4 protein-coding genes are annotated in these 6,497 nt (G+C 55.8%); 1 reads left to right on the forward strand and 3 read right to left on the reverse strand.

Annotated features, from left to right (window positions below):
- Nucleotides 1-119 precede the first annotated feature (119 nt).
- On the reverse strand, nt 120-908 hold the full coding sequence (locus tag V7730_RS16320; protein WP_335748662.1) for an anti-sigma factor family protein: 789 nt from the start codon (nt 906-908) through the stop codon (nt 120-122).
- Nucleotides 905-1,432, reverse strand: coding sequence for a sigma-70 family RNA polymerase sigma factor (locus tag V7730_RS16325; RefSeq protein ID WP_335748663.1), 528 nt, complete (start codon nt 1,430-1,432; stop codon nt 905-907). Before V7730_RS16325 ends, V7730_RS16320 begins: the two co-directional genes overlap by 4 nt.
- Nucleotides 1,433-1,744: 312 nt before the next feature.
- Here V7730_RS16325 and V7730_RS16330 point away from each other — a divergent pair, with 312 nt between their 5' ends.
- Complete coding sequence (locus V7730_RS16330) at nt 1,745-3,175, forward strand: dynamin family protein (RefSeq protein ID WP_335748664.1); 1,431 nt, start codon at nt 1,745-1,747, stop codon at nt 3,173-3,175.
- Between the two features lie 792 nt (nt 3,176-3,967).
- Here the strand turns inward: V7730_RS16330 and V7730_RS16335 are convergent.
- Nucleotides 3,968-5,992, reverse strand: a complete 2,025-nt coding sequence (locus V7730_RS16335) for an ATP-dependent nuclease (protein ID WP_335748665.1) — start codon at nt 5,990-5,992, stop codon at nt 3,968-3,970.
- Between the last annotated feature and the right edge of the window lie 505 nt (nt 5,993-6,497).

Here is a 6,497-nt window from a genome sequence, read left to right on the forward strand (position 1 = left end):
ATTCAGGCTGGAATATCTGCGACGGTTAGCTGATGCAGCTTACGTCGACCGCGCCGTGCAAGCAAGAAAGGGCACCGCGCAAAGGTGCCCTTTCTTGGATATGGTGATGACTTACGCCGTCATTCGCTTGCGCCCATACTTTGCGCCAATGTATGTATCAACGTCACATTATCATTGCCCACAAGCGCATAATCTACATCGGGTGTGCTCCAAAACCCGACGGTACGGTTTGGATATTTCGTCACCTGAAACGGCAAGATCGGCTGGTTGACGAGATGCCTACGCAATGTCAGCGAAACCCGTCCGCCATTAATGTCTTCATAGATAAATTGCGCAAGCGGTCCTTCCTTCGTTCCCAAAAGACGTGACCCAATAAGGAACATGCCCTGCCCAGAGAGGTCCGGGGCATTTATGGAAACCCCAACCTTTTCAGAGAACCACTTTGTCGCGCCATTAATCGCGCCGCCGCTAAATTCAACCGGATGCAGCATGTCCTCGGCAAAGACCAGATGGGCCCCTACCGCTTCGGCCACGTATTCAGGCACGCCAGACGCCTGTACTGACCATGTCGCATGCCCCCACCAACCAAACGCCACGAACGCGCAGGTCGCAGCCAGTTGAGATCCCATGCGGCTCCAAGCACCGAACGCGATTACCTTGCGTGGCGTGCTGCGCATGTGAATGGCTGTCGCAAGACGGCGCTCAAGCCGTGCGGTTTCAAGATTCCACGGTTTCGCATCTAGGGCGTCCGCAGCCTCACTTATTTGCGCCTTTTGTAGCAAAAAAGCATCGAACTGGGCGCGTGCTTCAGGGTCCACATCTAATTGCGTTTCGATCTCGGCGGCTTCCTCGGGCCCGAGTTCGCCATCAAGGTAGGCGTTTACGCCCATATCTACATTTTCTGTCATTTGCTTTTCTCCATACAAACAATCAGCTTGGGTTTCTTTGATTTTAGGTCCTCAATGATCCGGCGTAGTGCAATGCGTCCCCGGCCGATCCGACTGTAAAATGTGCCCAGAGGCACGTCGAGTGCGTGGGCTGCCTCCGCATAACTCATCTCTTTTAGGGCGATGAGGACGATGGGCTGGCGTTGCGACTCGGGAAGCTGGTCAAGCGCATCAAGAACCTGTTGCAGCTCGATCCGGATGGTCGGATCAGTTGCGTCCACTGGCTTTGGCAGCATCGGTTTTGCCTGCTCGCGCACCTGGTGGCGGCGCCGTTCGCTTATGTGTGTGTTGTGCATGATGCGAAACATCCAGACCCGAAGATCGGTGCCCGGCTCCCAACTTTCGGAGGCAGCGATCGCCTTCAAAAGCGTTTCTTGTACAAGATCCTCTGCGGCGTCACCGTTGCGTGTTAGAACGAGTGCATAGCGTCTTAAACTTGTCGTGTAGTCATGTATACTTCGTTCGAGTTCTTTGCGTACGCCCACCGAGTTCTCCCTGATGCATTTATACAAGAACGCGCGTGCCGCCCCTTTCATCCCTGCGGAACACATTTTTTCTAATTATCGTTCCTGTCTGGATTTTCAGGGATGAAACCCTGTTGCAGCACGTTTGTATCTTCAGATATGCAAGGAGGACAATGAAGTGACTGACGCCCCTGGGACCGTGATTGTTCCGTATGATGCCAAGATCGCACGACGCCAATTGTGGCGAAGGTTAACCGTTTTTTGGTCGGTGTCATGCGACCATGGCCTATACGGCTTCACCGTACGCGAAGGGAGCACCCTTTGCAGCAAGTAATGGAACAGTTCGCAGACATGATCCGAGAGTACTATAGTGACCCGCTCGGCCCCTTGGCAAAGCAGTTCATGTTCCGGCGCCCCCCGACCGTAGGGGAGCTACAGCGTCCCCCGCAGGTGCTCTTGCTCGGCAATCACTCATCGGGCAAGTCCACCTTCGTGAATTATTTGCTTGGTATCGAGGTGCAGAAGACCGGCGTGGCACCGACCGACGACAACTTCACGATCATCACATATGGCCCTCACGAAACCGATCGCGACGGGCCCTCGGTAGTGAGCAATCCGGACCTGCCATACGAGGGCTTACGTCACTTCGGTGACCAGCTTGTATCTCATATCCGCCTGAAGTTGCAGCCGGCCGAGCTGCTTCGCTCCGTGACGCTCATCGACAGCCCCGGGATGATCGACGAGGCAAAAGAAGAGAACGGCCGGGGCTTCGACTTTCCCGGGGTCGTCCGCTGGTTTGCCGAGCGTGCAGATTTGGTGATGGTCTTCTTCGATCCTGACAAGCCGGGGACGACCGGTGAGACACTGCAGGTATTCAAAGAGTCGCTCAACGGGATCGACCACAAACTTCTGATCGTCCTTAACAAGATGGATCAGTGCCAAAACCTGCACGACTTTGCCCGCGCCTATGGCGCGCTATGCTGGAACTTGGGCAAAGTCATTCCCCGCAAAGACTTGCCTATGATCTACAACACTTTTGTGCCGCTTGAGGGGAAGCAAAAATCGGACCTGCCGATGGAAGACTTCGAGAAGGCGCGGGGCGATCTGATCGATGCGCTGCACCGCGCCCCAACGCGCCGCATGGATAATCAGATCACGCAAATGCAGTCCTTTGCCGAGCGGTTGCGCCTGCATGCCTTTGTCATAGACGAGGCTGCGAGGCGCTACAGACGATCACGGATGCGCTCCTACGCCATTCTTGCATTCCTGCTCCCTACCTTGGCCGCCGGCGCTCTTGTGACCGGTTTGTTCGCCGCGTTGCCGGTGCTGGCCGTCATTGCAGTCGTCGCGGTAACGCTCCTCGAATTCGTATTTTTGCCGCGCAAGAGGAAACGCACCATCGCTCAGTTCGACGAGATTTTTGAGGGACTTCATGATCGTGAATTGCTAGTGCGCGACAGGGCGGAAGATTTGCGTGCGATGTGGGAAGAGGTGCGTCCGCGTGCCCACGAGGTCGCCGAAAAGCGTGGATTGCAGTCTTTTGCAAAGATGAGCAGGTTGGATCGCGATGTGCTCAACGAGTTGATTGAGGACTGCATTCCGAAGTTGCGGAGCCAATTGTATGATGCGCTGCGAGACGTCTCAATCGACGCCAGCTCACTGAGCGAAGTACTGCTTGGTGTAGAAGACGAACCAACGGTAGAAGAGCTGCCCCCCGTACTTGTGGCACCGGCCGGCTGGCGCCTCTTGCGCTGGGGCAAATGAGACACAGGCTAAGCGAGTGAGTTCCGCGCAAGCACAATCCTGCGATGGGCGGACATTTGGACGGAGCGCCCGCCTGGTGGTCCGCACCTATATCCGTAGCGCGAGTGGCCGCGGCGATCTCATGGGCCATGTCGCACAGAGGTCAGCTCCTTTGGTGATGACGCATATGCTCGCTCTATCGACCTCCAAAAGTTGGACATTGGGCCGAGCGGAGAACCTTTCGACCTCCGTTCGCAGCCTCGTTGAGACGGCGTATTGGTTTGTGTTGAACGTATGGCGCGTAGGCATCATGGAACCAAGAATGTTGTTCTGATTGAAGTACCGGTCACAGGAAAACCGCATCTTGTGACCGCCCTCGGCGCGCAGGCCACGGGCGAGGCTGGAAAAGTCGCTGATCCAGGGGGCTCAAGACCGGCATCGCATCTCTACCTTCTCGGCTGTGTGGTCTGCCAGCACCCTGCTGCAGGTCGATGCCGCTGTCGACTTCACAGAGACCTTGACCCATTTCGCGTAGGGGTCCGCCTTGTTGGGACCGGAACGGCCCGCTCAGTGTAGTGCAGGCCAAAGGTCTAAATCTGGGCCTGAGAAAGATAGTGGAGGTCTCCAATACCCCCGACTATTTTCACCTATTAGATCCCCAACTTGGACTTGGCCCATTGAGGAGCAGCCACCGCATACAACATACAACTTTCAAATACAGTCTGCCAGGTCGAGGCAACACATGGCCGGGCGTCCACCATGGGTAGTTTTCTAATGTTTGCCGATCGATACCGCGAGTAATGCCTCTCCCGCTTATACCGTGTCCACAGTCTGCATAAGCGTAAGCCACCGAGCCAGAATTTCTTCGGAAACCCGGGGGTCATCTTGGTCAAGAAGCCACTTACGCATCCGCTCGGCCAATTGGACACGCCAGTCGGAAATCAGAACGATGTCCTGCGACTTTGCCCAGTTCAACACCTGTCCTTGAAACGGCAGCCCGGCAACAACCGTGTCGAAAAACAGTTTTTCGGGACGGCGTTCGACCCGATCCATCATCGCGGCCATGTCGTCAAGCGGCATCAAGTCCTCGATTGCTGCTCCGGTAAGGCCGCCGAATTCAGAGATACGGATTGCAGTCTGTCCTGCGTCGCCCATCTCTTCCAGAGTCTGGTTTGGAAAGGCGTCATCGATCATCAGGCGGGGCGGGCATGCATCGGCATCGCTGAGCAGCCTGGACATCATTTTCAATACCTGAGCATCGCACGCCGGGGCAAAAATCATGTCGCGGCGCGGTTGGAACTGGCCCGATGCGATGCACAGGGTGCGGATCACCGAGAGGTAGATCTGTTCGACCCGGCCCGGTACCAGCACAGGCTTTGCACCGCCCAGACTTGCCTCGGCAACCGCCAGATTGAGAGCGGCGCGTATGGCGAAACCGGCACCTCTTTTCGTATCGTTACCTTCGGCATCCAGCAGATCACCGCTCACGCGGGTCGAGCCGTCACTATCTATGAAAACTTTGCGTGCACGTGCGAGCCTGTCTGCATCCACAAGAAATGGAGAGTGGGTCGTATAGATGATCTGATTGTTTTCGGACAATCCTTCAAAGAAGGCTGAAAGGTCACGCTGGGCCAGCGGATGCAGCGAGTGGCCGGGCTCGTCCAGCAAGAGCACGCAGTTGTCATGCTCGCCCTTTGCCTCATGCAGGAAAACCAAGAAGAAGCTCAAAAACCACTGCAAACCCGTTGAGCGATGTTCAAGCTCGACTTCCTGCGGGCGGCGGGAGTCGGCAACCCAAATGCGGAAATGATTGCCGTCCGCCTCAAATCGAAACTGATAATCGCCTTGTTTCCACCATTCGGCGAACCGAGCGGTGACCTTGGCTCCACCAGATTGCAACAAGATTGACCGGGTGCGTTTGGCCTCGGCAATCTGTCCCAACACGACGGGATCGGGCGTGTCTTTTTGCCCGCGCGCGCGCGCCCAAAGACTGCGCATGAGCCCGGCCCGGCCTTGCTTTTCAATCATCTGTGCCTCGGCCTCATCGCGCAGATCGCGAAAATCGCGACCAAGTTCCAGAATTTCCTGCGCCTGCACTCCCACGAAATCGAACAGAACCCCCAATGTTCGGGCTTTGGCGCTTTCCTTGGCACCGACATCAGATCGGTTCATGTTTTCGACAACATGGGGAAGGTAGATCTCGCTGTCGAGATTACCGTAGTTCGAGTAGTAGACAAACCGCGGTAGCCGCGCGATCACGGCAGCGCGGACATCGTCACGACCGGCCGGATCGGGTGCGTACAATTCTGCCACGGCTTTAGCCAGAACCTTGTGCAATTCTCGCAATATGGTAACGACAGCGCTGACCGCTGACGGTTCCTCTGGGATCAGGGCGGCAACAGCATTGCGGGCGAGAAGTATATCGTTACTCTTGGCATCTTGCTGCCCATTAAAACTGCCCAGCAGCTTGCAGAGCGTTGCACGGGCGTCAGCGGCGGTGCTCTCCTCCTTTGGGTGGGTGGCAAGACCGTCTTGCGCAGTCCGCAACGCCGCAATCGCGCGCAGGATGCAACCGCCTGCGTCCCTCTGATTATCGGGAAACCCAACACGATAGCTGCCATCATAGAACCGCGCGACGCTAATTCGCCGAGCCTTTACGAGTGGAATACCCGCCAGTTCGGCCAAGGCCGCGGCTTCGCTGCCGGTCTCGAACTCAGCAATGACAAACTGGAACTGGTCAGGCGCATTGCGGATCGTGGCAAATAGCGACTTGGGATAGTCCGAAGTCGGTTCTATTGCACCGCCGCCGGCTGGATTTAGCTTCCACAGCGGCAACATAAGATTGGTCTTCCCAGATTCATTCACACCGATCAGAGCGGTCACACTGTCCACAGACAACCAGCCAGAATCAGAGACTGAGCGAAAATTGCTAACCCGATAACGGCTAAGGGTAAAACCAGACTCTTGTGGGGTATCTTTCCGGGGTTGGCTAGTGTCCTCTATTATAGCTTCGATTTCGAATTTGGTGTCTTGGCGCACGGATGTTCTCCTTTGATTTGTGCGGCCTGACTAGTGAGGACATTCGCCCTGTCGCCAGTTGTAGTCGTGTGACACCATTATCCGCGGTTGTTCGAATAACGCGCGAAGTGGCAATTTCATCCGATGACCGAACGAAAAACTGTAACTATGACTGACTTTTTGTCAAAAGTTATCCGAACGTTAATACTATACAAAACGCAGCGCCTCGAGGCTGTGATAACCCGGAACCGCCCGATCAACACCACGACCTATGAAGTGGTCCGGCAAAATTGGACAGCGTGCTAAGATGTATCCAACCCGAACG

It is taken from the genome of Sulfitobacter sp. (assembly GCF_036961165.1).
In the GTDB taxonomy this organism is placed as follows: Bacteria; Pseudomonadota; Alphaproteobacteria; order Rhodobacterales; family Rhodobacteraceae; genus Sulfitobacter.